The organism is Yunchengibacter salinarum (genome assembly GCF_037658235.1).
Taxonomy (GTDB): Bacteria; Pseudomonadota; Alphaproteobacteria; order Sphingomonadales; family Kordiimonadaceae; genus Yunchengibacter; species Yunchengibacter salinarum.
In genome coordinates this window covers 181,094-207,409 of record NZ_JBBJLN010000006.1, presented here as the reverse complement: position 1 = coordinate 207,409, position 26,316 = coordinate 181,094, and the positions used below count along the sequence as shown (strand labels likewise).

The following is a 26,316-nucleotide window of genomic DNA, read 5'->3' as shown; positions in this document are numbered from 1 at the left end:
AATTAAAAATTGTATAATTATATATTAACTATTTCATCTGCGCGTGAATAATCAATCCTTTGTGGCGATAACAAAAATTTCATTTCAGAAAAAATTATTTAAAACAGTAACTTAAATATATTTCATAAAATACCCTTCGGTTTTGATTGCAATATAGACCCCCTGAACGAATATACGACTTTCGCGTTTTTCGCGCTTTAAGATTGTAGCGACGACTCTATCCGCAGGGGGCTTTCATGGATATCATCGGCACGGCATCGGACGATCAGCTTTTCGGGACACTGGGTTTTGACAGCATTGACGGCGCCGGGGGCAACGACACCCTCTCAGGCGGCGGAAATCATGATGTCATCAACGGGGGTGGCGGCCACGATCTGCTGTTCGGGGGCGGCAATAGCGATACCCTTTCCGGTGGTGACGGGGATGACACGCTTGATGGCGGCGCGGGCGCCGACCGGCTGACCGGTGATGCGGGCTTTGATGTGTTCCTGGTGCGCGACGGGGGCGGCAGTGACACCATCACCGATTTCACGCCGGGCCAGGACCGTGTGGATTTCGGTGAAACCGATGTGCCCTTTGTGGATCTTGACGGCCTTCTGGGCAACGCCGAGCAGGATGGCACGAACGTGGTCATTCATCTTGGCACGGACGATCAGGGCCGTTCGCACACCTTGACCCTTCAGGATGTGAATGCCGATGACCTGCGCGCCGATGATTTCATTTTCGACACCAGCTTCCAGGGCGGCAATCAGGATCAGGTGATCGAAGGCACCGTAGGGGACGACAGCCTTGTGGGGGGCGAGGGCCAGGACACCATTATGGGTCTTGGCGGCGACGATACGATCAGTGGCTCCGGCGGCAATGATGACCTGCGCGGCGGCTCCGGCGGCGATGAAATTTTCGCCGGCGCGGGCAATGACCGGATCGACACCGGCAATCATGACAGCTTCGAGTTCGCGGCCGGTGGTGACGGCAATGACACCATCACGGCCGGAAACGCCATCGACCACGCCAACAGCCAGTTGGCGGGCGGCGCCGGGGATGATGTGATCATCGGCGGAGATGGGGGGCATTCCACCATTGATGACGACCCCTATAAGGCCACCGAGGCGCAATCCGGTGACGATACGCTCACGGGCGGCGGCGGAGACGCGCACTTCCGCATCTTCTCCCCTTTCGGCCATGATGTGATCACGGATTTCACGCCTGGCACGGACGAAATTGATTTCAATAACATCCTGACGGGCGTTTACACCTTTGACGCCCTGCGGGAGACCATGACGCAAGTTGGAGATGATGTGGTCATCGCCCATGCGGCGGGCGGTAGCCTGACCCTGCGCGGCGTGACCATTGACGAACTTTCCGAAGATGATTTCGACGGGCTGGGCCTGGATTTCAACGGCAATGGCGACAATGAGGCTGTGACCGGCACGCCGGGCGACGACAATCTGTTCGGTTCCGGCGGTGATGACACCCTTCGCGGCGGTGCCGGGCGGGACTTCCTGCAAGGCGGGGACGGCAATGATCTGCTCTTGCCGGGCAACAATGACACGGACAGCTTCCGGGAAGAAGCCGATGGCGGCCTTGGCAATGACACGCTGGATGCCAGCAATTCCGTAACCAGAAACCGCCTGGACGGCGACGGCGGCGATGATGTGATCATCGGGGGCCAGGGGCGCGACACCCTGAGCGGCGACCAGGCGGAATACCGGACCCAGGTTCATAACGGCGATGATACGCTCACCGGGGGCGGCGATGCGGACGTGTTCCTGATCAACAACATCGCCTCCAGCGACGTGATCACTGATTTCACGCCGGGCCTGGACACGCTGGACCTGACCCATGTCAGTGCCAATCTCGGTGTGTTCACCCTGGACGGGCTGAAGGCTATTTCCAGCGAGAGCAATGGCGACACGGTGGTCGATTTCGGCCATGGCCAAACCCTGACCCTGAAAGGCGTGGCGCTGGCCGATTTGAGGGAAGGCGATGTGTCTCTGGGCCTTGATCTTGATGGCACCAGTCGCGATGACACACTGACCGGCAGCAATGGCGACGACACCATTCGCGGTGCTGACGGCAATGATATTCTGCGCGGGCTGGACGGGGAAGACGACCTTTATGGCCGTGAGGGCGATGATGCGCTCTTTGGCGGTTCCGGCGCGGATGATCTTCGGGGTGACGGGGGCAATGACACGCTCTCCGGCGAAGAGGGAGACGATCACCTGAGCGGCGGGCGCGGCAATGACCTGTTGATCACAGGTCGGGGCCGGGCCAGTGCGTTCGGCGGTGACGGCAATGATACCGTCGATGGCTCCCTTGCCACCGAAGGCGGTTTCCTGTCCGGCGGGGACGGCAGCGACCGTATCCTCGGCAGCGCCCAAAGCGACTTTATTCGGGACGAGGCCCTCGATGGCGGCGTCGGGGCCGACACGCTCACGGGGCTTGGCGGCGACGACACTTTCCAGCTTGCGAGCATTCTGGCAAGCGATGTGATCACGGATTTCACGCCTGGCGCGGATCGGATCGACTTCACGGATGCAAATGCCCCCTTCTTCAACCTGCAGGAACTGCTGAACGCGGCCACCCAAACAGGCAATGATATTGTCATTGACTATGGCAATGGCGAAACCCTGACCCTGAAGAATGTGGCCCTGTCCAATCTGAGCGAGGCGGACTTCCGGTTCGGCAAGAATCTGGTGATCGGCAATGATGACGGGGAGACCCTGACCGGCAGCCTCGCGGATGACGACATCCGAGGCAATGGGGGCAATGATCGGCTGATCGGCAGCAATGGCGACGATGACATTGAGGGCGGTGCCGGGGATGACACCCTGCTGGGCGAAGGCGGTAGGGATAACCTGAGTGGCGGGGTCGGCAATGACCTGATCCTGCCCGGCAATACCGATGATTTGAGTGAATCGGCGTTCGGTGATTCCGGAAACGACACGCTGGATGCGTCCGGTTCCGCCACCCGTGTGAACCTGAATGGTGGGGACGGTGATGACCTGTTGATCGGCGGCGCGTGCCATGACGTTATCGACGACGATTACATTGGCACTGGCTTTGGTGCGGGCAGCGATACGCTCACCGGTAATGGCGGCTTCGACACCTTCAGGATCAATTCCACCGACGGCAATGACGTGATCACGGACTTCACGCCGGGCGGGGATGGGGTCGATCTGACCAGTGCATCCGTGCCCTTCTTCACCTTTGAGCAGCTTCAGGGCTTTATGAGCCAGGCGGGGGGCGATGTGGTCATTGACTATGGCAATGGCAATTCCCTGACCCTGCAAGGCGTTCTGCTCGAAGACCTGTCGGCGGCGGATTTCCGCCTTGGCAAAAACATGGCCGCCACCGACGGCAATGACAATTTTGTCGGCTCCAACGGGGATGACTTCGCCTTTGGCCAGGGCGGTGACGATACCCTTTATGGTCAGGGCGGCAGCGACAATCTGTTCGGCGGTTCGGGCAATGACGCGATTATCGCCGGCAATGTGGATCAGGTTCTGTTTGCCAATGGTGGTGCCGGCGACGACACACTGGATGCGAGTGCAAACAACAATCCGTCCGCCTTTGCGGAACTGGAAGGCGGCGCGGGCCATGACGTGATCGTCGGCGGCGCCGGGAACGAGACCATCATCGGCGATGATGAGTTCGACGGCTCCGCCTTTGGTGCCGACACCATGACCGGCGGGGCGGGTCGTGATCGCTTCGAGCTTCACAACATCCTCGCCAATGACGTGATCATGGACTTCACGCCCGGCGAGGACACGCTGGACCTGCGGGATGCGCCGGTGCCCTTCACCGATCTGGCCGGTCTGCTGGCCGCATCCAGCGATTTCAATGGCGATCTGGTGGTGGATTATGGCAATGGCCAGTCTCTCACCCTTCGCGGCGTTGCGGCGGCGGATCTGTCGGAAGACGATCTGGTCCTGCCCGACGCCCCGGAAGCGGCCCCCATGGGTGAAAGCCTCGCGGGCACCGCTGATGATGATCTGCTGAGCGGCGGCAGCCTGGATGACACCCTGTCCGGCGGCGCGGGGAGCGACAATCTCTCCGGCAATGGCGGGGATGATCTCATCGACGCCGGTGACGGTGCCTTTGACAGCGCCTTTGGCGGTGATGGCAATGACAGCATCTCCGGTGGTGCCGGGGACGACTTCATGCGCGGTGATGCCGGCAATGATAGGCTGGACGGCGGCACGGATGTGAACGGCGATACGGTGGCCTTCACCGGTGCGCCGGGCGGCGTAACCGTGTCGCTTGCCAATGGCACCGCCGACGATGGCTTCGGCACCACAGATACCCTGATCAATGTGGAAAACGTGCAGGGTACCCGGCACGGCGACGATGTGATCGGCGACGGGGGCGCGAACCAGGTGTTCGGGGCCGCGGGCGATGACACGATCGGCCTCGGCGACGGCAATGACCTGGCCTTTGGCGATGCCGGGAATGACCTCATTGATGGTGGTTTGGATAATGACCGTCTTGATGGCGGCAGTGGGGCTGACACGCTTCGCGGCGGCGCCAATGACGATACGCTGACGGGCGGCACCGGCGATGACAGCCTGTTTGGCGGGTCGTTTGACGATCGCCTGATCGGTGGCCGCGGGGCGGATACCCTCAATGGCGGCGTTGGTAATGACACGGCGGTCTTCGCCCAGAACTCCGGCGCTTTCACCATTGCCTTTGAAGGCGACAGCGTTACCGTCACCGACGATCGCGGCGACACGGACGTGTTGATCGACGTGGAGCAGATCGCCTTTGCCGATGGTGTGTTCCAGCTCGACAGCGACAATCAGGCCCCCACGGCCACGGATGACGCGGATTCCGTCTCGGAAAGCGGTACCGTATCCATCGATGTGACGGCCAATGACAGCGACCCGGAAGGCCAGCCGCTCAGCGTCGTGTCTCTCGACCTGGAGGGCACCAGCGGCACCGCCAGCGTCGACCCGGATACGGGGGCCGTGATCTATGATCCCAACGGCGCCTTCAACGGGCTGAGCGTGGGCGAAACGGCCACGGATACCTTCAACTACACGGTGTCTGACGGCCTTCAGACCAGCACCGGCACGGTCACCGTGACCATTCAGGGCGAAGGCGGTATTTCCGTCGCCCTTCAGGATGTGGAGGAACGGGATCTGGGCGCCGATGTGGGCACCATCACCATTGGCGGTGAAGCGCCCGCTTCGGGGGATGCCATCACGCTGGATGACAACCGCTTTGAAGTGGACGCCAGCGGCAATATCAAGCTGGTGGATGGCCGCGCGCTGGACTTCGAGACCGAACCCTCCGTGGCGCTCGGCATCACCGTGGACCCGGCAAACGGCCCGGCGGAAACCGTGTCCGTCAATGTGACGGTCACCGACCTGCCCGCCAACTCGGCGCAGGATGGCTTCATCGCCAATGCCTTTGTCTTTGCCGATGCCAATGGCAACGGCCAGTTCGACGAGGGTACGGATGTGTTCACCTTCTCGGATGAAGCGGGCCGGTTTGAAATGCCCAGTGCGGCCAGCGGCGACCTCTTCATGGTGGGGGATCTGACCACCGTGGCGGACGACCTGCCCGGCCATCCGGTGGATGATCAGGGCAATCCGCTCACCGCCGCCACGGACCTGACCACCAATATCGCCTTTACCGATGTGTTGAAGGCACCGGCAGGCTCCAGCGTTATCACACCGGTCACCACCCTGATCGTGGAATTGGCGGCGCAGGACGGCGTAACGGTCAGCGAGGCGGAGACTCTGGTGAAGTCCGCGCTCAACCTGAACCCGGATCTGGCCCTGACCAGCTTCGATCCGATTACCGCGGCCCTTCAGGGCGACGAGGATGGTGAGGCCGTCTTCAGTGCGGGTACGGAAGTGCTCAACACCGCCAAGCTGGCGGCGTCCACCGCCACCGGCGCGGGCGGGGCCGGCGACACCCAGACGGAAGCCTTCAAGGCCATTGCGGGCGAGGTGAGTACCGCCGCCAACAGCAGCCAGACGGTGGACCTGTCCGACAGTGCCACGGCCAAGCGGGTGGTGGAAACCACGGGCACCAATAGCGGCACGGACACCAGCGCCGCATCCGACGACGCGGCGGCTGTGATCTCCGGCGTCAATGCGGAAACCCGCAATGCGGCGAGCCAGTCCGACGGGGCCGATGCCCTGCTCAATATCGGCAAGGTTAGCAATGTGGCCCAGGGCGATGCCTCCAACTCGCTGGCCAGTGGTGACAGCGCCGGAGCGGCCACCAGCTTCACCGGCGGCAACCTTTCCACGGCGGTTTCCGAGGCCGAGACAGGGATCATCGAGCCGGGCCGGGCCGAAACCGGCACGGACGGGGATGACACCCTGACCGGCGGCGGCGGGGATGACACCCTGACCGGCGGCGCCGGGCGCGATTCCCTGGAAGGTCTGTTCGGCGCCGATACGCTGACGGGCGGGGACGGTACGGACACGCTCACCGGCGGCGAAGGGGGCGATACCTTCGTGGCGGATGCCGCATCCAGTGCCGTGATCACGGACTTTGTGGCAAGCGAGGACGTGATCGACCTGTCCAACACGGCAAACGGCCTGACCGATCTTACGGCGGTACAGAACGCAGCCACGGAGACCGGCGGCGATCTGGTGATCGATCTGGGCCAGGATGAAAGCCTGCGTCTGGTGGGGGCCAATATTTCCGCCCTGTCCGCGCTGAACGACAATCTGGTGTTCGAGACCAATGTATCACCCACGGGCACCGATAGCGCGGTCACCATTTCCAGCGACACCACGCTGAAGCTTTCGCTGGGTGATTTCGGCTTCAACGACGGTGATGAGGGCGACAGCCTGCGGTCGGTTCGGATCGATACGGTGCCAGCCGGATTGGAACTTTCCGGGGCCGTTGTGGTGCCGGGCACCGTGGTGGATGCCGCCGAAATCGCGGCGGGGAATCTGGTGTTGAACACCGGTTCCGCCGAACCGGGGGGCAGCCTGACACTCGGCTTTGCGGTCAGTGATGGCAGTGCCTTTGCGGTTAGTGGCAATACGCTCACCTTCAATGTGCCGCAGCCGTCCACGCCCGATACGGGTGGTGGCTCCGGCGGCGGCTCCGGCGGCGGCAACACGGGCGGCGGCAATACCGGTGCCGGTGGTGCCGGTGGCGACACGGGTAGCAACACGGGGGCCGGTAGCGACACGGGCGATGGCCTGGATGACAGTGTGGATGCCCCGGTCTTTGGGGATGACCGCATTGTGGACCTGGTGGAAAATACCGGCAACGACACGGTGGTCGGCAGTCTTCGCGGGGACCGTATCCGCCTTGGGGACGGGGATGACGATGCCCGCCTTGGGGATGGTGACGATCTTGTGGTTACCGGTCGCGGCAATGACCGCGTGGACCTGGGCGCGGGCAATGATGCCGTGTTCGCGGGCCGTGACGGCGATGGCAACGACACCCTCACCGGCGGCGCCGGGGATGACGTGATCGGGGCCGGTCGCGGTGACGACAATGTGGATGCCGGGGATAATGACGACGTGATCTATGGCGGCGCGGGGAATGACACCCTGAATGCCGGAACCGGTGCCGATGTGATCTTTAACGGTGCCGGGGATGACGTGGTCGATGGCGGCAACGGGGCGGATACGCTCTGGGGCGGTCCGGGCAATGACACCCTCACCGGCGGCAACGGGGCCGATCAGTTCATCTTCGGCGGCACGCCGGGGCGGGATGTGATCACCGACTTCGATGCCGACGAGGACGTGCTCGACCTGCGCTTCCTGACGAACGGCTTTGACAGCGTTGAGGCGGTGCGCCAGGCCACGGAGAATGCCTTTGACAGCAATGGCTTCCTGGGCGCCCGCATCGACCTGGGCGATGGCCAGTTCATCCAACTGAACGGCATTGGCGAGGACGAGATCGATGATCTGACCATCGTGATCTGATGCGTGCCAGATCGTGAAGCGTTTGTCTGCCGGGGGCGGTTGCTCCCGGCAGATGTGTTTTCAGGGCTGGTGACTTTCAGGGCCGGTCGGGCGTTTGTCGGCCAACGGCCTATGCTGTGTCACGTCTCTGACGTCACAGGGCGGTCACGACAAGGGGACCGGGCTTGATTTTCCACCATCGCGTTTGACGGGCATATTGTTTCTCGAAACAAGAGGAGCGATATCATGATCCATTTCACCAAACGCCTTATGCCGATTGCCGCAACGATCGGCGCTGTTTTGAGTATCGCCCCCATCAGTGCCCAGGCCAATGACAGTGATGATGCCGCTGCCCTGGTGCAGAAAGCCTACGGGCCGGGGCAGCCCATTGCGGAACTGGCCATGACCCGCGTGGCCGATGCCCGCGATGACAGGCATTTCGCCGAAACACAGCGCCTGCTCGGCCATCATCCGCGCAGTTTTTCGCCGGCCCAGCGCAGCGCGTGGCGGGACAGCGAAATCAACCGCAACCTGCTTACCGGCGCGCTTGGCCTGATCGACAAGACCAACCTGACGCGCAGTTCCAAAGGCAATGACCTTGCCGGGCGACTTCAGGACCTTACCCACGAGCGGTTTTAAGACTCGGTTTGATTTCACGCCTTGGCGCTCCGCGCCCGGCTCCAAATGGGCGCCGGACTACCGGCGGGCCACGGTCGTGGCCTCCGGCGCTGCCGTGAGCAGCACCGGTAGGGGCTCCTTTTCGCTCACGCAGGCACGCTGTCGCGTGCGCTCCGCGGGGGCGCCGGACTCCCGGCGGGCCAAGCTTGTGGCCTCCGGCGCTGCCGTGAGCAGCACCGGTAGAAGCGGCGTTGGTGGGGGTGGCTGTTAGTGGCCGCTGCCCAATTGGCCCACGCGCACGTCATAATCCACGGCCAGGCCATAATCCGGGTCGTCATCCGCGTCCACCATCAGTTGGCCCGCCCGGTTCAGCAGGCGGTGGCAGTCATGTGTCAGGTGGCGCAGTTGCAGGGTCTTGCCCCGGCTTTCATATTTGGCGGCCAGGTCCTCGATCGCCTGAAGCGCGCTTTGGTCCACCACGCGGCTGGTCTCGAAGTCCACGATCACCCGATCCGGGTCCGCATCCGGTGTGAACACCTCGGCAAAGCCTTCGGTGGACCCGAAAAACAACGGCCCGTCGATTTCATAGACCTTGCTGCCGTCGTCCAGAAACCGGGTGCGGGCATGGATGCGGCGGGCATTGTTCCAGCTATAGGTCAGGGCCGAGACGATCACACCCACCACCACGGCAATGGCCAGGTCGGTCAGCACGGTCACCACCGTGACCAGGATCATCACCAGGGCATCGGTGGCGGGGATGCGGCGCAGAATCAGCAGCGAGCGCCAGGCAAAGGTGCCCAGCACCACCATGAACATCACGCCCACCAGCGCGGCCAGCGGAATCTGCTCGATCAGGCCGGACCCCACCACCACGAAGGTCAGCAGAAACAGGGCTGCGGCAATGCCGGACAGGCGCGTTCGGCCACCGGATTCCACATTGATGATGCTTTGCCCGATCATGGCGCAACCGCCCATGCCGCCGAAAAAGCCGGTAACGCCATTGGCCAGCCCCTGCGCCACGCATTCCCGCGAGGCGCCGCCCTTCTTGCCGGTGGTTTCCGCCACCAGATTGAGCGTGAGCAGGCTTTCGATCAGCCCGATGGCCGCCAGAATAACGGCATAAGGGGCGATGATGGTCAGGGTTTCCAGATTAAGCGGCACTTCGGGAATGTGCAGCAGCGGCAGCCCACCCTTGATGGAGGCCAGATCCCCCACGCGCGGCACATTGATGCCGAAGCCAATCACCACGGCGGCCACCACAAGGATGCCCACCAGCGGCGCTGGCACCACTTTGGTCAGGCGCGGGGTCAGCCAGATGATTCCCATGGTCAGCACCACCAGCCCCAGCATTGTGGCCAGTTGTCCGCCGCCCATCCACTGTGCGCCGCCGCCGCCGTCCGGCACCTGAAACTGACTGAGCTGGGCGAGGAAGATCACGATGGCCAGGCCGTTGACAAAGCCCAGCATGACCGGGTGCGGCACCAGCCTGATGAACTTGCCCAGCCGGAACACACCGGCGGCGATCTGTATCAGGCCCATCAGCACCACGGTGGCAAACAGATATTCCACGCCGTGGGTGGCCACCAGCGATACCATCACCACCGCCAGCGCCCCGGTGGCGCCGGAAATCATGCCCGGCTGGCCGCCCAGAATGGCGGTGACCAGCCCCACGATGAAGGCGGCATAGAGCCCCACCAGCGGATGCACGCCCGCCACGAAGGAAAAGGCCACCGCTTCCGGCACCAGCGCCAGCGCCACGGTCAGCCCCGACAGCAGTTCCGTCTTGATCCGATCCGGGGTGAAGCGGATTCGGTCGGGATTTGTGTCACCGCCAAGGGGCAGGCGATCAACGAGCGCGGCAAGCAGGGATCGGGACACGGGGGAACTTCCTTTCACACAAAAAGAGCGGGCCTTTCATGAAGCCCGCTCTTGTACAGCTTTTATGCTGCGATGCAATAAGAAGTCTTACCAGTCCACGCGCACACGGGCATAAAGGTATCGTCCGTTAAAGCCGAAGGGCGAGAAGTTGGAGAAGGGGAAAATCTCGTTGAAGGTGGAGAAGTTCCCCCCGTCGGGCCGTGCGCCGGTGGGGGAGGTGTCCGGGAACACATCGAACACATTGTTGGCGCCCACGGACAGGGTGACGTTCTCGCTCACATCATAGCGCACATCCAGATCGGTGATCCATTTGGCGGACAGGAGTTCATCCGTCACGGCGGTGCTGCCGGGGTCCAGCGCCTTGCCATAGCGCGTGGTGGCCAGGGTGATGCCCAGTGCTTCCCACTGCCAGTTGGCGCGCAGGTTGAGCTTGGTCTCCGGCTGGCCTTCCTCGAAGCGGAGCTGCTCCCGGCGGCTGAACAGGTCTTCCCCCGTGATGCCCGCAATGGCCAGCGGCCCCGGTGCGGCGATCACCCGGTCGATGGTGGTGTCATTGGCGTTGAAGCCCGCGGTGAGCGTCAGATTGCCCGCCTCGCCCAGTTCGGTCTGATAATTGGCGACGATATCCAGCCCTTCGGTGGTGGTGTCGATGCCGTTGATGAAGAAGCGCGCGCGTTGCACGCCTTCAATGCCATTGGCTTGCAGAATTGGCACCACCACGCTTGAGGGCAGGTTCTCCGTCAGCACCACCCGGTCGTCCAGATCAATATTGTAATAATCGATCGTGACGGACAGGCCCTCCACGGGGGTGAGCACCAGCCCGGCGGACAGGCTCAGGCTTTCTTCATTGTCCAGTTCGCTGGCCCCCAGCGTCTGGGCCACATCGCTGCCCACGGCAAATGTGCCCACCTCGTTGGGGATGCCGTCAATGAAGTTGGTGGATGTGGCGGTGAAGAACTGCTGTTGCAGGCCGGGTGCCCTGAAGCCGGTGGCGATGGCACCGCGCAGGGCGGCCCAGTCAGTGACGGCATAGCGGCTGGCCAGCTTGCCGTTGAGGGTGGAGCCGAAGTCGGAATAATCCTCGAAGCGGCCCGCGACGGAAACGTTCCAGCCGTCCACGATATCGGCATCCAGCTCCACATAGGCGGCCACGCTGTCCCGGTTGCCGGTCACTTCATTGGAGGGCTGGAAGCCGGGGAACACCTGGCTGCCCGGTGCGCCGGGGAAATCCCCCTGCACGAAGGAGGCGGGCTCCCCCGCTTTCACTTCATATTGCTCGTCGCGCAGCTCGAAGCCGAAGGCCACCGACAGCGGCGTGGCGAGCCCGGCCATGTCGAAGGTGCGCTGAAGGTCAAGATTGGCGACGATCTGGCGGAATTCGGTGCCGCCCGCGTCAAATTCCGTGGGGCTGGTGGGGCCGAGCGAGGTGTTGAGGCTGTTTTCGACCCCGAAGCGGAATTCATCCTGCCCCCAGACCAGGCTGAGATCGCTGTTCCAGCCGCCCACATCCCCCCGCACACCGGCGGCGAGCGAATAGTCGTTCACTTCCGACGTGATGAGGGGCAGAAAGCCCTGCGGGTTGATTTCCGGCACATTGCGGCTGTCGCTGGCGCGGCGGAAGAAGCCCGCGCTTTCACCGTCCCGCACGCCGAGGCTGCCAAAGGCATAGAATTCCAGCGTGTCGGTGATCGGCGCGGCGGCGTTCATGAAGACGCTCAGGTCTTCCACCGCGCTGTTGCCGAAGCGGTGATTGAGCCGGTCAAAGCCCACTTCGCCGCCCGGATTGACAAAGCTGCCGTCGTCGTTCAGCCCGAACTGCACCCTGGGGTCGAACCCGGCGCGATTGGTGGGGTTGCGGTCCCGATATTCGGCGGCAAAGCTGATAAAGCCCTCATCCCCCAGGCCAAAGCCGATATTGCCCGCAATGGTCAGGGTCTCGCCATCATTGGCGGTGCGGTCCTTGCCGGTGGTGTCCAACTGGATATTGCCGCGATCGTCCAGCACCGGCAGGCCGTCCGCGTCCGTGACCACGCCATTGATATCCGACACACCGTCAAGCGTGGTGGCGTGCTGACCATAGGTGGCGGTGATCGTGCCGCCCTCCCGCCGTTCCAGCAGGCGCACATTGATCACGCCGGCGATGGCGTCAGACCCGTATTGGGCGGCGGCCCCGTCGCGCAGCACTTCAATGCGCTGAATGGCGGTGGTGGGGATCATGTTCATGTCCACCGCGCTGGAGCCCCGGCCAACGGAGCCGTTCACATTCAGCAGCGCGCTCTGATGGCGGCGCTTGCCATTGATCAGCACCAGGGTGTGATCCGGCGACAGGCCGCGCAGGGTGGCCGGGCGCACATGGTCCGTGCCGTCCGTGATGCTGGGCTGCGGGAAGTTGAAGCTGGGCACCAGCCGGTTCAGCACCTGATTGGTTTCGGTGAAGCCCTGATTGGTCAGGTCCGAATTGGACAGCACATCCACCGGCACCGGCGATTCCAGCAGGGTGCGGTCGGTGCGGCGGGTGCCGGTGACCACAACGGTTTCCATCACCATGTCCGAGGCCGTGTCCAGCTCGCTATCCTGGGCCGTGGCGGCGGACCCCATAAGACCCGCATGGGCCGAGGCCAGAATCCCCGCGGTCAGGGCGGTGGCATGTTTCAAATGGATCAATCGTGGCATGGGGAGTCTCCTGATGTCTTCGAAATCGTGACGCAGTGTCATTCGCATGGAATAATGATCTGACTTATTTGCCCCTGAATTGGAAATTTTTTTATCGTTTTTCCAGCGGGGCAAGGAGCTTCCCGGCGTACCTGTTGCCCGCCGGACACAGAAAAAGCCCCGACGGCGCGCCATCGGGGCCGGTGGTGTAGCTGGCGCGGCGGCGGGGCTGTCAGGCGGGTTCGACCACGAAGTCCTCGAACTCCCATTCATGGCCTTTTTCCAGTTCCGCCATGAACAGGTTTTCCGCGGCCATCACGGCTTCGTCTTCGGACTCCGCGTCCACTTCCGTGACCCAATAAAACGTACCGCGACCAAAACCGGCCTGAAGCGTGACCTTTTGTCGTGCCATTTCAAAGCCTCCCTGATGGCCCGTGCCGTTGCCGGAGCGGGCGGGTGTTGACGGCGATGTTGTGCCCGTTCAATCCCCCCGGTGCAAGACCTGGGAATCCCGCCTACAGGGAACGGCCAATCAGTTCCTTCATGATCTCCGACGTGCCGCCATAGATGCGCTGCACGCGGGCATCGGTGAAATGATGGGCGATCTCGTATTCGCTCATGAAGCCATAGCCGCCGTGCAGTTGCAGGCAGCTATCGGCGACCCGGCCCTGAAGTTCGCTGCAAAACAGCTTCGCCTCGGCGCCGCCCACGGCATCCAGATCGCCCGCGATCAGGCGGCTGATGCATTGATCCGTATAGGCCCAGCCCACATCGATTTCCGTTTTCATTTCCGCCAGTTTGAAGCGCGTGTTCTGGAATTTGGCGATCGGGCGGCCAAAGGCTTCGCGTTCCTTGCAATAGGCCAGGGTGATGTCGAAGGCGCGCTGTGCGCCCGCCATGGCGATCACCGCGATGGACAGCCGTTCCTGCGGCAGTTCCTGCATCAGATACATGAAGCCCGCGTTTTTCTGGCCGAGCAGATTGTCCTTCGGCACGCGCACATCGTCGAAGAACAGCTCGGAAGTGTCGCTGGAATGCATACCGATCTTGTCCAGATTGCGCCCGCGGCGGAAGCCGTTGCGATCCGCTTCCACCACGATAAGGCTGGTGCCTTTGGCGCCGCCTTCCGGCTCGGTTTTCGCCACCACAATGACGAAATCGCAATTCTGACCGTTGGAAATGAAGGTTTTGGCCCCGTTGAGGATGAAATCGTCGCCGTCCTCCCGCGCCGTGGTGCGGATGGCTTGCAGGTCGCTGCCCGTGCCGGGTTCCGTCATGGCGATGGCGCCCACCATCTCACCGCTGACCATGCGGGGCAGCAGGGCCTTTTTCTGCGTTTCGCTGCCATAATGCAGGATATAGGGGGCCACAATGTCGGAATGAACGGCAATGGCCGCGCCGCCCGCCCGGTTATAGGCCTGTTCCTCGTTGATGACGCAGTTCAGGCGATAGTCACCGCCCACGCCGCCCCATTCTTCCGGCAGTTGCGGGCAGAGCAGGCCCGCCTGACCCATCTTGTTCCAGAAACCGCGCGGTACCTGGCCCGCTTTCGACCAGGCGTCCCGATGGGGCGTTGCTTCGCTTTGAAAGAATTTCCGCACGCTGTCGCGGAATATGTGATGTTCCTCGTCATAGACGGGGCGTTTGGCCAGCATGGTCCCGATTCCTCCCTTGGCGCCCCCGGCGGGGGTGTCCCTCCGGGCCGATGATGAGGGGTGGAGATGCCGGGGTCAACATTTCTGGACCCGATAGTCCAGTGATGCGGTGCGCGCCCCGCCAGTCCCCGTGCAGGTTCCCCGCCTGTCGCCCGCCCGGGGCCCGCCCCGTTGCACCCCTTTTGCGCACCGCCATCGGGGCACAAAAAAACCCGGCCAGGGCCGGGTTTTCTCAAATGGGATGGATCTGCCCGCGGCCTATTTCTTTTGTTGCAGGCGGCGATATTCGCGGATTTCCTCATTGAAGCTGATCTGAAGATCGCGCCGTGTCTCGTGCAGGCGGTTCAGATCCTCCCGCCAGCGGTTCTGCTGTTCCTTGCTCAGATAGGGTAACAGGTCGCTGCTGCGTTCATCCATGCAGGAAAGATAGGCATCCACGCTTTCGGAATAGCTGAGCAACTCATCCCGCGCCTGTTGCATGGCGTCCACATCCGCCTTGGCGCCATCGGGAATGACCGGGCCGTCCAGCGGCGGTTCCCCGCATACGCGGGCCTCAGCCGGGCTGGCCGACAGGGCAAGCCCCCCGGCGAGCAGGGCGAGCAGAAGTGCCTTGGGCTGTGCAATCATGGTCGGGCTGTCCTTCGCTGCGATCACATCCTGTAACCCGGCCTGCTACGGTGCCGGGCAGTGGGCCAAATATAAAGCGCCACCGGCGGGGGTTCAAGACCGTGCCGGCGGCCTTGTTCGCCCTGGCAGGTCAGCTCTTGTCCGCCTTGGCGCCGGCTTTCCCCGTGGATTTGGCGGCAGTTTTGCCCGCCGCCTTGCCAGAAGACTTCGCAGCGGATTTGGCACCGGTCTTGGCCGTGGCCTTCTTTGCGGTCTCAGAGGTTGCCGCCTCAGGGGGTGCTGTCTCAGGGGTTGTCGCCTCAGCCGTCGCCGCGCTGTCATCGCCGCCCAGATCAACCGGTGCCGGTGCGCCTTCCGGCGGTTGCACCGGGTCCTGGCTCACGGGGTCGCTGGCCAGTTCCGCGCCCAGCGGAGCACCGAAATCCGCTGCCGCGGGATTGTCCCCGGCAAAGGCGGCGGCTGCCGGGTCGTTGGCGGCGGGCGCCTGACTGGTCTGTTGCCCGGCCTGCTGGGCCTGCTGTTGCGCCTGTTGCTGGCGCGCGGCTTCTTCTTCCCGCTTGGCCTGTTCGGGGAAAAGCTGGCGATAAAGCTGGAAGGTGCGCCCGGACAGGTCGCTGACCGCCTTGGCGATGCCATCCATATTATAGCCGGTGCCGCGATAATAATAGGTTTTGCGCTGCGGATCATAGGCGCGGAAGAAATTGCGTTCCGTCAGTTCTTCCTGCGCGATGGCAGCGGGATCGCCGACAAAATCGAAAACGGTCTGCTTGCCCTTGGTCTCGGCGATCCATTCTTCGGTCTTTTCGTCATTGCGCTCGAACACTTCGATCAGGCGCCGGTCATTGAGCGGGTGCTTTTCCGGCAGGTTCATGTATTTGCGCAGGGTTTCGCCGCGCTTGCGGGCGCGTGCCCGCGTCGGCCAGAGCAGGCCGCCGATCAGGCTGGCCTGCAAAAGCGCCATCTGGCCGCCATACAGGATTCCGGCGGATGCCTGGTTGGACAGGGCCTGATTGAACAGGTCGAAGGAAATCTTGGTGTGCAGGCACTGATTGCGAAGTTCGTGCACATAAATGGCCAGAGTGTTGTTATCCATGGGATTACTGTCCGATCTGGGCCGCCGGCACCCACCGGGCGGCCATGGTCACGCATGACGCAGGGCGCCTTCTCATTCGTTGCACGGCCTAGCACAGGGGTACCCCGCTTTACCAGCCCCAAAGCACATAACCCCGTCACCGTTCGTCAGGCGTGGACGGCGCGTCTGATTCTGGTTAGACTGGTACCGGGTGAAATGAACGGGTGTGGAAGTGACCACTCAGGCTGCCATACAGGGTGCGGGTGCTGCGCCGCTACGAGACCATGCCAGGGCGGACGGGCGTGCGGGGGCGGGCGTGCGCGCCATGGACCCCACCACGCAAAGCCGTTTCACACGACACATGCCCGCAGGTTCCGGGTTTGCCGCGCCAGGCGCGTTTCAGCCCGCGGCGCGCGGCGTCACCGGCGGGCAGGGGTTTCAGCGCGGTGCAGGCGCGCCCCAGCGCGGCACGCGGGACGAGGGCGGGCAGGTTGCCGGATCGGCGGAAAACGGCGCTGTGGCGGCGGGCCTGTTCCGGCTGAACGGTGCGGCGCTTTTCACACTGGCGGAGGTGCAGACACAGGAAGCCATGGTGCGCGCCAGCAATCCGGCGCCCGATCAGGTGGAGCGCGCCCTTGAAGGCTATGCCGCCGCGGCGGACAGTGTAAAGGCGGTCAACCTGGCCCGGCGATCCAATATGGCGGGCCTTGGTGGGATGACCGCACGCGGCGCGGCTGATGGCGGCACCGGCGCGCCTCAGGGCGGCAACACAGTTGATGCGGCGCGCGGTACGGCGCGCCTGGAGGCGAATGCGGACAATCCCGATGTGGCGGCCACCCGCGCGACCATGCTGGCGGCGCAGGAAAGCCCGGCCCTGTCCGCTGCCTGATCCCGGTTGTCTGCCTGATCCCGGCCCCTTGGCTTTTCCGAGACCGTTACCTTATTCAAGACCGCGCCTGATCTGGTGCGCTAGTGGACGCTTGTCAGTGGATGCTGGCCGGTGGAAGCGGGGCGGTCCCGTCAGCGGCGGCCCGTTTCAATGGTTTCCTTGATGGACTCCACCCAGCGCATGGCCCGGTCGCGGGCGTCCGCCCGGCTTTCCTTGCCCAGCGGGTCATAGCTGTACACCACCAGCATGGTCGCTTTGCCCAGTGTGCTCGCATCCGGTTGGTCATTGTTCGGGTCAAGCGGGCGAACCCACAGTTCCATCACGGCGGGGTGGGAGGCACCGGGCATTTTTTCCAGATAGGTGAAGCGCCCTTTTGCCGGGTCCATGGCGCGCAGGGAGACGACGGGGCTCTGGTCCGCATAGTCGGCCACCGCCAGCCGCACCACGCGGGGCGTTGCGCCAAGCAGCGGCGCATCCGCTTCCGCCAGGGCATTGCGGCACAGGTCCGCCGGGCACATCAGGAACCCGGTCACCTCGTCGCTGCGGCTGAGCGTTTTGAAGTCCACCGGTGCCAGGGTGCCGGCGGAATCGTCCACCAGGCTGTCCCCCTTGCCCATCAGCACGAACAGATAGCCCGCGGCGCCCAGTAACAGGACACCGAAGGAGAGCCAGATGATAACTGACCTGAGGCGATCCAGCATGGCCGCCCCTTAAAGCAGGCTGTTAAGCTGCATGGCGAGGCTCATGTCGCCTTCCACCTTGATCTTGCCGGACATGAAGGCCATTTGCGGGTTCAGGTCGCCGCTGGCGATCTGTTTGAAATCCTCCAGCGTGACCTTGACCCGGCAGTCCGCCTCGCTGTCTTCATTGTCCACCACGGTGGGGCTGGATTTGCCGTCGATCCGTATCACGCCGTCATCGCCGAAATCGAACGTGATCACGGCGCTGAGCGGCGAATGATCACCGACTTTTTCCTTCATTTCATTGGTGATTTCGTCAAGTGTCATGCCTCAGCCTCCCTCGCTGGTGTCCATGTGGTCATGATGGCTGGCGCCCAGGCCCGCCTTTTGGTCGTCCCGACCGGTGGGTCGGGTCGGCCACAGCATAGGCCGAAGGCAGGCCCGGCGGTCAATCGCTTAATTGCCGCCGCCGTCGTCTTTTTCGCTGCCGGGCAGGCGGCCCTTGTTCTTGAGCTTGCCGATGGCCCCTTCCAGCTTGCCTTCCATCTTTTCGCGCAGGCCCTTCACCTCGTCCTTCAGTTTGCCTTCAACCTTGTCGCGCACGCCCATTTCCACCAGGGCCCGCGCGATCTGGGGTTGCAGAGCATCCATGACGTGCCGGGCAATCTCCCGCGGGGCGAGGCCCTTTTCGTCCGTGCCCAGATCGGTGAGGGTGAAGCTTTCCAGCGTTACCGTCTTGTCCACCGCCACGGGCGCATCCAGTTTCACATCCAGTTTCGGGGTCTCTATGGTCAGGGTCTTGATGGTCAGCGTGATGGTGGCGGGCTCGCTTTCATCCGTCGGGCCCAGGGCTTTCTGGAAAGCCTGGAAATTGGTTTCCCCGCCCTGGCGCAGCAGGGAAAGCTGCGGCGTTGCCACGGTCATGCTGTCAAAGATGATATGGTCGCTGAACACGGTGCGCGGGCGCAGCGCGGTGGAAAAGCGGTCCACCGCGATCATGGCGCTGTCCCCGAAGCCTTGCGGCTGGTTGATATAGAACCCTTTCAGGTCCGCCGTGCCGCTGAAGGGGCTGATGGAAACGCTTTCCACGCCCATGTCCGTCTTGACCACATCGTCGCCATATTCATTGATGCCTTTGGCGACGATGCTGTCCAGTTGGTAAAAGGCGATCCCCACCAGGATGACCAGAACGGCCACCAGGCCGAGGCCGAGGCGTACCAGAATTTTCATCATGTTCCCCCATGTGATGCTTTGCCCGCATGGGGCCGTGCGGCGCCGCGGCGGGCAAGGGTTCCGTGCCAGCATCATACACCCGCGAGCGACTGAACAAAAGCCGGGCTTAACCTTTCTTCCCGCTTGTGCAAGCATGGGGCTTCACATGGTCCCGGCGGGGGTGCGTCCCGCGTACCGGGAGCGCGGATACAGGCAGTTCGGGGGTAGAGCATGGCGCCTTTGGTGCAATTCCTGTTGATTATCAGTTACGCCCTTGTGGGGCTGGCGGTGGCCGTGTTGACACCGCGCCTCGGCGGGGCGGACCCCTATTTCGCGGCGCTGGGCGGGGCGGTGATTTTCCTCGCTACCTGGCTGGCGCAGGTCTGGCTGACCCTGATGGTGGCGGAGCGGCAGCGGGGGCATGATCAGGAAAGTCGGCTGGACCGGCTGGAAGAACGGGTGCGCGCCCTGCGCGGCGAACTGGAGCGGACCCGGCGCCACACCGCCCGCATGGAGGAGCAGGGGCTGGCCCATTCCGATCATGTGAAGGCGGAATTGAAAATGCTGGAAACGCTGCTGGATCAGGTGAGCCGCAAGGAAGCCGAACTGGCCGAGCGGGAGGCGGCGGCCCCCGCGGCTCCCCCTGCCATGGGGGCGGGGGGTGCCCCGGCGGCGCAAGAGCCGTCGGCTGAGGATGCCGGTGACGAACCATTGTCCCTGACGCCTGAGGAAGCGGCCATGGTGCAGGATGACGAAGCCGAAAGCACCGGGCCGGTGCGGGACCGGGAGGACGAGTATCTGGACAGCGAGATCGAACACGGGGACAGCCAGGCGACGCCGCCCCTGGTGCGGCCCGAAGGGATGCCCCCCATCCGCCTGATCCGGGACCCGGAAAAGCTGCTGTCCGTGATCAAGAGTTCGCTCAGCGAAAACCGCATCGACCTGTATCTGCAACCCATTGTGGAACTGCCGGGGCGGCGCGACAAGCACTATGAATGTTTTTCCCGCATCCGGGACGCGGACGGCTTCATCACCCTGCCGCGCCAGTATATGGCGGTGGCGGAGGAAAGCGGCCTGGTGGGAACGCTGGACAATCTGCTGTTGTTCCGAATCATTCAACTTGTGCGCAAGCTGGGCAAGCGGCAGGTGAAGGCCCGTTTTTTCTGCAATCTGTCGCGCTATTCCCTGACCGATAAGGAATTTTTCCCCCAGTTCGTGGATTTCATGATCGCCAATGATGAATTTGTCGGTCGGCTGGCCTTTGAAATTTCGCAGGCCGATTATGCCGCGCTGGGCGATGACATCCGCGAGCAGATTCGCCGCATGTCCCGCAAGGGGTTCGATTTCTCCATGGATGGCGTGCGCGATATGGATCTGGATGCCGCGGCGCTGGGGCGTCAGGGGTTCCGCTTCATCAAGCCCGATGTGGATGCCTTGCTTAGCGCCTATAATCCGGGCGAGATTCCCATGCTGAAAGGCCATTTGCGCGGCCATGGCATGGAACTGATCGCCGCCCGGCTGGAGACCGACGCGCATCTCAAGCAGGTGCTTGACGGTGAGGTGGAACTGGCGCAGGGCTACTTCTTCAGCGAACCGCGGGCCGTGAACAAGGTGCTTGGGCGCGGCCTGTGATCGGGGGCCTGTGCCCCCACCGGTTCCGTTCCACCCCCTTTTTGCAGGATAGTTCTTTTTCAACAGTCGGGGCGGCACCCGCCGCCCGTCATTGCCGGATAGTGTATCATGCCCGAAACTTCAGACCCGCCGGAAGGCGCCATTGCACTGCACGACAGCCTGCAATCCGCCCTGGACAATACCGATCTGGTCATCTCTGACCTTTGGGGCGTGTTGCATGACGGCATTCGCCTGACCTCCGGCGCCGCCGAAGCGCTGGAGGCCGCCCGTGCGCGCAATATCGCCACCGTGTTTCTGACCAATGCGCCGCGCCCGCGCTGGCAGGTGCGGGATCATCTTCTGGCCATGGGGCTGAACCCGTCGCTGGCCGATCTGGTGCTGTCGTCCGGGGCGCTGGCCCGTGATGTGGTACGGGAACGCTATCATGGCGCGCGGCTGTATCACATGGGGCCGGACAGCGATCAGGACACCATTGACGGCCTGCCGATTCAGCAAGTGTCCAGCATGGAGGCGGCGGAGGTGATTCTCGCCACCGATCTGGATGCCATGCCGCTGGAGGACCACCGCAGCCATCTGGCCGATGCCTGTGCGCGGGGCGTACCGCTGCTGTGCACCAACCCGGATCGACTTGTGCATGAAGGGGATCGCCTGATCCTGTGCGCCGGGGCGGTGGGGGATCTGTATGAAGAAATGGGCGGAACCACGCTCTGGTTCGGGAAGCCGCGCCCGGAAGCCCTGATGGCCTGCCTGGATGCCGCCGGGCTGACCGGGCTGGCGCCGGGCCGCGTCCTGATGGTGGGGGACAGCCTGAGAACCGACGTGGCGGGCGCGCGCGCGGCGGGGATGCGCAGCCTGATGGTCTGTGGCGGTCTGCACCGGGATGATGTGCGCCCCCTTGATCTGTTCGATCAGACCGGGCGGGCAAAGCGCGCCTTTCTGGACGGCGCGGCTTTTGCGTGCCATTTCCCCGATGCCACCGTCAGGCCGGACGGCATGATTCATCGGTTGCGCTGGTGAGGGGCATGGCCGCCTGAGGCGGCCCCAAGCGTGGCGCTCCCTTTTGCGGGGAAGGCGGGCGCGGGCAGGGCTGTGTGTGGGGCAGTGTATGGGCCAGTTGGGCGGGGCTTACCCGAACAGGGCGTCAATATCGTCCTGCGAGATGTCTTCCCCCGCTGGCAGATCCCCGTCATCGTCCTTGCCGCCACCCTTGGGCGCCGCCTTTTTGGACTCGTCCTTCTTGGCCTCGTCCTTTTGGGTGGTGTCCTTGTCGGCTTTGTCGGCCTTGTCGGCGTCGGCGGGGGCGGACTGGTCCGATTGCGTCGCAGCGCTGTCGCCCTCATCCCCTGAGTCTTTCCCGCTTCCGGTCGCGGTGGGGTCGAAGTCTTCCTTAAACATGGAATCGAGCTGCTTGGGGGAGACTTTCTTCGGCGGTTCCGGCTTTGCCGGCTCGGCGGCCTGTGGCTTCGGTTTTTCCGCAGGTTTCGCCGCTGGCTTCGGGGCAGGTTTTTCCGCTTTTGGTGGTTCCGGCGCCGGGGCCGCGGCCTTGTCTTCCTTGCTTTTGTCTCCGCCGCCCTTATCCGCACCAGTGCCGATCAGGTCGTCCACCGCGCTCTGGTCGATGCCTTCGCCTTCGAGCGCCGGGCCGGACAGCAGCGCCTTGTCCTCATCCACTTCGTCATTCTGGGAGTGGGCGCGCTCGATATCCTCATCGGTGATGCCGAGCAGACTGCGCAGGCCGAGAACCCGTTGTTCGATATGGGACAGGGTTTCCACCACCTTCGAAATGCGCTGCCCGGTGATGTCCTGGAAGGAGCAGGCTTCGAATATCTTCATCACATTGTCCTGGACGGCGGCCTGATAGGCTTCGTGGTCGTCCGGGTCCAGCGCCATCATCTCTTCGGCGCATTCCATGATGGTGTTGGTGGCTTCTTCCGTTTGCTGAACAATGGCATCCAGCTCCATTCCGGCGCGGGGGATGCGGGAGTTTCCCTCGTCCCCCGGCTGGAGCGCGGCGATCTCTTCCCGCGCATTGGAGATATAGTCGCTGAGCGAGCGACATTCCCGGTAGATACTGGTATCCACCGACTTGAAATAAGCCTGCATGGTGCCGATCAGCACTTCGGTCACCGAGGCCACGTCCGTCAGAGAGAAATTGGCGCTGTTTTGCTTGCGCAGATTGTCTACCAGCAGCTCTATCTGCTTTGGTAGCTCGTCGGAGAGCATTAGAATTCCCCTAGAACAGCGGTCATTTTCTGCTTCAGAGTCGCAGCGTTGAACGGCTTGACGATATAGTTGTTTACGCCCGCTTTCTTGGCGGCGATCACATTGTCTGTCTTGGATTCCGCCGTGACCATGATGAAGGGCGTATCCTTGAGCTGGTTGTCGGCCCGCACTTCCTTCAGGAACTCATAGCCGGTCATCGGCTCCATGTTCCAGTCGGATATGATCAGCCCATAGGACTTGGTGCGGGCCTTTTCCAGCGCCTGGGCGCCATCGGTGGCTTCATCCACATTGTTGAAGCCCAGTTGTTTCAACAGGTTCCGAACGATCCGAAGCATGGTCTTGTAATCGTCGACGATCAGAACCGGCATATTCATGTCAACGGCCATATGTCCAATACCCTCAGCAATAAATCAGTCAGTGTCACCGTCTGGCGGGTGGCCCCACGCCGTCGGCCTTGCGCGTTTGTTTAAGTCCCGGTCAGTTCAGCCCCGTAACTGCGGCGGCGACCGTCGCTAGAGCAATCCTGGTCACACCCTATAATCCCTGATTATCAGAGTGCAATCATTTTAAGCCCATGACCGGTTCGTCCTGCCCCGCAGCGATCCCCTGGCGGGAAGAAGCCACAGTGTAGGTGCGGGTCATAAACAAAGTGTTAAGCCTGTGCGGGCCGGGGCATAATTCCCTTTGTGTGCCGGGAAGGGTTTGGAGCGCCGCGCGCAATGGTGTATGAGCCGGAACCAGGATGACAAGGGATCGACCGCGATCCGGATGGCGCCGGGAGAGGGCGATTTATGGAACTGTTCAGGCATCCCGGTGAGATACCGGCCACCGCGCGGGGCAGTGTGGTGGCGCTGGGCAACTTCGATGGTCTGCACCGTGGCCATCAGGTGGTGATCGGCGAAGCGGGCAGGCTAGCCCGTGACATGCGCGTGCCCCTGACCGTGGTGGTGACCGAACCCCACCCCGTGCGCTATTTCAAGCCCGACAGTGAGCCTTTCCGGCTCACCCCGTTCCGGGAGCGGGTTCAACTGCTGGAATCCTTCGGTGTGGATCAGTTGCTGATCCTGCCGTTCGACGAGACGCTGGCGGCCACGTCCGCGCAGGATTTCGTGCATCAGATCCTGTTGAACGCGCTGGGCGCGCTGCATGTGTTCGTGGGCTATGACTACCGTTTTGGCCGGGGCCGGGGCGGGGGCACGGATGTGCTGGCCTGGATGGGCGAGATGGAAGGCTTCGGCCTGAGCGTCATACGGCCTGTGACGGTGGGGCTGGAAGGCTATGCGGGCGAGGTCTATTCATCCACCCTGGTGCGCACAGCCCTTGCCCGCGGCGAGGCGCGCAAGGCGGCGGCCCTGCTGGGGCACTGGTGGTCGATCAATGGCAAGGTGGTCAGCGGCGACCGGCGTGGCCGCACCATCGGCTTCCCCACCGCCAATGTGGAACTGGCCGATTCCCTGTTGCCGCGACTTGGTGTTTATGCGGTGCGCGTGCATGTGGACGGTCTGTCGCGGATATTTGGCGGCGTGGCCAATATCGGGCGCCGTCCCACGTTCGACAAGCGGGATGTGCTGCTTGAAGCCCACCTGTTTGAATGCCATCGGGATCTTTACGACCATCATGTGCGGGTGGAACTGGTGTCGTTTCTGCGCGGCGAGCAGACCTTTGACGGCCTGGACTCGCTGAAGGCGCAGATCACCCGTGACTGCCGGGTGGCCAGCATCGTGCTGGCCGAGCCGGAAAACGCCCGTTCGCATCTGACCCCGCCCACGCTGGACAGCTATCTGTCGCTGTTCCCCCATCCGCACCCCTGCGCCCGCCAGCTTTGAGGCCCGGTGCGCAAGCTGACAATTCGGTGATGGGGCGACTTTGCTGATGTGCCCGGCCCGGTAATAGACATAATTGTATCCATGTATTGATTACTGGTGCCCGGCCCCTGGTAATAAAAGGCATATGGGCGTCAGAACGGGAGTATCGCCATGTTGGCCACCAACCCTATTGCGGATATCAGGGCACTGTTTGCACTGGAAAACACCTCCACAGCGGAAAGCCTTCGGGATGCCGCCCGCCGCGGCGGTGCTGAATACGCGGTCTCCGTTTCCGGCTTTTCACAGGCCCGTCGTGTTCTGGTGGATGAAAAGATCACCTTTCTGGTGGTGGAAGACAGGCTGGACGGCGAAATGGGGCTGGAGCTGGTTCACCGGGTGCGCCGGGGCCAGGGCGTGATGGCCTATGTGCCGATCATCATGGCGCTTCACAGCCCCACACGGGACAAGGTGATGGCCGCCCGCAATGCCGGGGTGAACCGGGTCGTGGGGATGCCCCTTTCGGCCAATGACGCCTTGACCCACATTCGACAGACCTGGACCAACATGGCGCCCTTCGTGAACTGTGATGCCTATTTCGGCCCGTGCCGCCGCTGGCACAATGAAGGGCCGGAGGAACGGGAGAGGCGCCGTCATCAGCAGGGTCTGATTTCCCCGGATCGGGTGCGCGCCGCCCTTGCCCGCTACGCCAGAACCCTTTGATTCCGCGGGATTCAGGGCTTGCATATACAAGTGGGAACGGGTTTGGTAAACTGGGCCACAGGGAAAGGGCCGCGGTGCGACGTGACCCCGATAGTATTTCGGAGAGCCCATGGACGAAAGCGCGCTTTTCAAGCGGTTGCGGGTTCTGGTGGCCATGGATGGCCTTCAGGTGGCGGACGGCGTCAAGGAGGCGCTGAAGGCCGCCGGGACACCACAGCCCATTGTTGCGGCGAATCACAAGGAGGCGCGGGAACAAATGGCTTCCCGCAATTTCAACATGGTCTTCATGGAAGACGTGTTTCCCGACAGTGGCGGCGTGGAATTTGCCCGCTTTCTCAGAATGCAGGACCCGCCCATCGGCTATGCGCCGATCCTGATGGCGTTTCGCTCCCCCCGGCGGGAAGATGTGATGGCCGCCATCAATGCGGGCGTGAACCATGTGTGTGTCCAGCCCCTGTCGGGCGGCGATGTGGTGCGCCATGTGACGGCCTGCTGGAAAGGGCTGCGCCCCTTCATTCTGGCGCAGAGTTATGTGGGGCCCTGCCGCCGCCGCAAGGATGAGAGCGCCGAAACAGAGGAGCGCCGCAGCGACCCGCCGGAGCAGATTCCCCCCAGTCGCCTGCGCCAGCTCCTGCTGAACGGGGGGGAGTAGGGCATTGTGGGGGCATGAGTGCCCGTTTCGACAAGCGCGGCGCAAGATCACTAAAAATTTATTGCAGGGTCGGTTGTTTGTGTTTTCACCTTGGGTAAAATTCGCGCCTGCTTTG

The 26,316-nt window shown here is 63.0% G+C and carries 19 protein-coding genes; 8 read left to right on the top strand and 11 right to left on the bottom strand.

Annotated features, from left to right (window positions below; translation table 11 throughout):
- Positions 1-236: 236 nt before the first annotated feature.
- Both WGH93_RS08645 and WGH93_RS08640 read left to right on the top strand, forming a co-directional pair.
- Positions 237-7,907 carry a beta strand repeat-containing protein gene (locus WGH93_RS08645; RefSeq protein ID WP_374764480.1) on the top strand — a complete coding sequence of 2,557 codons (7,671 nt, stop codon included), beginning with the start codon at positions 237-239 and terminating at the stop codon, positions 7,905-7,907.
- A gap of 225 nt (positions 7,908-8,132) precedes the next feature.
- On the top strand, positions 8,133-8,525 hold the full coding sequence (locus tag WGH93_RS08640; protein WP_374764479.1) for a hypothetical protein: 393 nt from the start codon (positions 8,133-8,135) through the stop codon (positions 8,523-8,525).
- Positions 8,526-8,771: 246 nt separating this feature from the next.
- Here WGH93_RS08640 and WGH93_RS08635 read toward each other — a convergent pair whose 3' ends face one another.
- The 6 genes from WGH93_RS08635 to WGH93_RS08610 all read right to left on the bottom strand — a co-directional run bounded on the left by WGH93_RS08635 (position 8,772) and on the right by WGH93_RS08610 (position 16,409).
- A complete protein-coding gene (locus WGH93_RS08635) occupies positions 8,772-10,382 on the bottom strand; it encodes a SulP family inorganic anion transporter (protein ID WP_374764478.1) in 1,611 nt (536 codons plus the stop codon).
- Between the two features lie 87 nt (positions 10,383-10,469).
- On the bottom strand, positions 10,470-13,055 hold the full coding sequence (locus WGH93_RS08630) for a TonB-dependent receptor plug domain-containing protein (protein ID WP_374764477.1): 2,586 nt from the start codon (positions 13,053-13,055) through the stop codon (positions 10,470-10,472).
- Positions 13,056-13,266: 211 nt separating this feature from the next.
- Positions 13,267-13,446, bottom strand: a complete 180-nt coding sequence (locus WGH93_RS08625; protein WP_374764476.1) for a hypothetical protein — start codon at positions 13,444-13,446, stop codon at positions 13,267-13,269.
- A 103-nt stretch (positions 13,447-13,549) separates the two neighbouring features.
- The gene (locus WGH93_RS08620; protein ID WP_374764475.1) at positions 13,550-14,689 is read right to left on the bottom strand and encodes an acyl-CoA dehydrogenase family protein; all 1,140 of its coding nucleotides are present in this window, start codon (positions 14,687-14,689) and stop codon (positions 13,550-13,552) included.
- A gap of 258 nt (positions 14,690-14,947) precedes the next feature.
- Positions 14,948-15,316 (bottom strand): hypothetical protein, encoded by a 369-nt coding sequence (locus WGH93_RS08615; RefSeq protein WP_374764474.1) that lies wholly within the window; start codon positions 15,314-15,316, stop codon positions 14,948-14,950.
- 130 nt (positions 15,317-15,446) lie between these two features.
- Entirely contained in the window at positions 15,447-16,409 is a 963-nt protein-coding gene (locus WGH93_RS08610) for a hypothetical protein (protein WP_374764473.1), read from the bottom strand.
- A gap of 205 nt (positions 16,410-16,614) precedes the next feature.
- Here WGH93_RS08610 and WGH93_RS08605 point away from each other — a divergent pair, with 205 nt between their 5' ends.
- Positions 16,615-17,277, top strand: a complete 663-nt coding sequence (locus tag WGH93_RS08605; RefSeq protein ID WP_374764472.1) for a hypothetical protein — start codon at positions 16,615-16,617, stop codon at positions 17,275-17,277.
- Between the two features lie 131 nt (positions 17,278-17,408).
- On the opposite strand, the gene WGH93_RS08600 is transcribed toward WGH93_RS08605, so the two are convergent.
- From WGH93_RS08600 to WGH93_RS08590, 3 genes are all read right to left on the bottom strand, one after another.
- Positions 17,409-17,978, bottom strand: coding sequence for a hypothetical protein (locus WGH93_RS08600; RefSeq protein WP_374764471.1), 570 nt, complete (start codon positions 17,976-17,978; stop codon positions 17,409-17,411).
- A gap of 9 nt (positions 17,979-17,987) precedes the next feature.
- Positions 17,988-18,284: an SCP2 sterol-binding domain-containing protein gene (locus WGH93_RS08595; RefSeq protein ID WP_374764470.1), complete on the bottom strand. Its 297-nt coding sequence runs from the start codon at positions 18,282-18,284 to the stop codon at positions 17,988-17,990.
- Between the two features lie 129 nt (positions 18,285-18,413).
- A complete protein-coding gene (locus WGH93_RS08590) occupies positions 18,414-19,190 on the bottom strand; it encodes a DUF748 domain-containing protein (RefSeq protein ID WP_374764469.1) in 777 nt (258 codons plus the stop codon).
- Between the two features lie 210 nt (positions 19,191-19,400).
- Here WGH93_RS08590 and WGH93_RS08585 point away from each other — a divergent pair, with 210 nt between their 5' ends.
- Positions 19,401-20,801: an EAL domain-containing protein gene (locus WGH93_RS08585; RefSeq protein ID WP_374764468.1), complete on the top strand. Its 1,401-nt coding sequence runs from the start codon at positions 19,401-19,403 to the stop codon at positions 20,799-20,801.
- A gap of 108 nt (positions 20,802-20,909) precedes the next feature.
- Entirely contained in the window at positions 20,910-21,818 is a 909-nt protein-coding gene (locus WGH93_RS08580) for a TIGR01459 family HAD-type hydrolase (RefSeq protein ID WP_374764467.1), read from the top strand.
- 108 nt (positions 21,819-21,926) lie between these two features.
- On the opposite strand, the gene WGH93_RS08575 is transcribed toward WGH93_RS08580, so the two are convergent.
- A complete protein-coding gene (locus WGH93_RS08575) occupies positions 21,927-23,024 on the bottom strand; it encodes a protein phosphatase CheZ (protein WP_374764466.1) in 1,098 nt (365 codons plus the stop codon).
- On the bottom strand, positions 23,024-23,410 hold the full coding sequence (locus WGH93_RS08570) for a response regulator (RefSeq protein ID WP_374764465.1): 387 nt from the start codon (positions 23,408-23,410) through the stop codon (positions 23,024-23,026). Before WGH93_RS08570 ends, WGH93_RS08575 begins: the two co-directional genes overlap by 1 nt.
- 405 nt (positions 23,411-23,815) lie before the next feature.
- Between WGH93_RS08570 and WGH93_RS08565 the strand changes: the two genes are divergently transcribed.
- The 3 genes from WGH93_RS08565 (at position 23,816) to WGH93_RS08555 (ending at position 26,201) form a co-directional block, all read left to right on the top strand.
- Positions 23,816-24,850, top strand: coding sequence for a bifunctional riboflavin kinase/FAD synthetase (locus WGH93_RS08565; protein WP_374764464.1), 1,035 nt, complete (start codon positions 23,816-23,818; stop codon positions 24,848-24,850).
- Positions 24,851-25,000: 150 nt separating this feature from the next.
- Positions 25,001-25,549 (top strand): response regulator, encoded by a 549-nt coding sequence (locus tag WGH93_RS08560; RefSeq protein ID WP_374764463.1) that lies wholly within the window; start codon positions 25,001-25,003, stop codon positions 25,547-25,549.
- 109 nt (positions 25,550-25,658) lie between these two features.
- The gene (locus tag WGH93_RS08555) at positions 25,659-26,201 is read left to right on the top strand and encodes a response regulator (protein ID WP_374764462.1); all 543 of its coding nucleotides are present in this window, start codon (positions 25,659-25,661) and stop codon (positions 26,199-26,201) included.
- Positions 26,202-26,316 lie beyond the last annotated feature (115 nt).